The sequence below is a fragment of the Mycobacterium sp. NGS34 genome (genome assembly GCF_059812845.1).
Window position 1 is genome coordinate 1 of sequence record NZ_JCALDM010000055.1, and the last position, 1343, is coordinate 1343.

The 1343-nt window shown below is 63.4% G+C and carries 1 protein-coding gene; it reads left to right on the plus strand.

The window, feature by feature from the left end; genetic code table 11:
- The first annotated feature begins 235 nt into the window (after positions 1–235).
- A complete protein-coding gene (locus tag AC5Y7V_RS31355; protein ID WP_225337026.1) occupies positions 236–1312 on the plus strand; it encodes an IS110 family RNA-guided transposase in 1077 nt (358 codons plus the stop codon).
- Positions 1313–1343: the final 31 nt, after the last annotated feature.

Here is a 1343-nt window from a genome sequence, read left to right on the forward strand (position 1 = left end):
TTGACAGTGATTATTGCTGGGGAGCTTGGTGGCGGGCCTGGCCCGAAAATTGACCGGCGCTGGATGGCTGCCTTGGAGTGGGATCTGCCGGTCCGTCACCGAGGTCCATGCACCCGTTGAGGGCGTGCTTGGTGACCTTATAGGAGCTTGTCGTAGCAACGGGGCCCATCACTGTCTTGTCCCTTCGGCCCGCGCTCAGGGTGCTGCCCGTTGTCAGCGCCACTGAAGGAGGCCGATGCCCGCCGATCCGACCGATGTCTTTGTCGGTGTCGATACTCACGCCGATACGCACCACGTTGCTGTCGTCGACTGCCTCGGTCGCCACCTCGGCGACCGGGAATTCCCTGCGGATCCGGGCGGCTACCGCAGACTGCTGGACTGGATCGTCTCGTTCGGATCAGTCGCAGCTGCGGGAGTGGAGGGCACGGGTACCTACGGAGCCCAGCTGGGCCGGGTGTTGACAGCTGCGGGCCTGGCGGTGATCGAGGTCAACCGACCGGACCGTGCAACGCGTCGCGCCAACGGCAAGTCTGATCCCGTTGATGCCTACGCAGCAGCCCAAGCGGTGGCCTCTGGTCGGGCTGCCGGCGTTCCGAAATCGCGAGACGGCATCGTGGAGTCTATCCGTTGCCTTCGCGTCGCTCGTCGGTCGGCAGTCAAGGCAAAGACTCAGTGCATCAACCAGATTCGTGGGTTACTGATCACCGGCCCGATAGACTTGCGAGAACAGATGAAACCGTTGGGGGCCACCGCATTGATCCAGGCTCTGTCGCGTCTGCGACCCGGCACTGAGCTCTCGTCGCCAGTTGAGGCGACCAAACTGACATTGCGATCCCTGGCTCGTCGTCACATTGCCTTGAGCGTCGAAATCGGTGAGTTTGATGCCGTCCTGGACGAACTGACGGCAGAAGCAGCCCCGGGCCTACTGGCCAAGGCCGGCGTCGGCACTGAGGTCGCCGGACAACTGTTGGTGACCGCTGGCGACAACCCTGAGCGGCTGCGGTCGGAGGCCTCTTTCGCTCATCTCGCCGGGGTTGCCCCGATCCCGGCATCATCGGGACGCACGAACCGTCATCGGCTCAATCGAGGCGGCGACAGGGCAGCGAATAAGGCACTGCACACCATCGCGGTCGTCCGCCTCAAATACGACGAACGCACCCGCACCTACGCGCGGCGGCGAACCGCCGAAGGTCTATCGAAGAAGGACATCATGCGCTGTCTGAAGCGGGCCATCGCTCGCGAGATATACCAGGAACTCACACGCCCAACAGGATTCACAACCGCGCCCGGCGATCTGCCCGCCGCGGGTTGACAATCTATAGGAGCATCCCCTTTTCGACGGG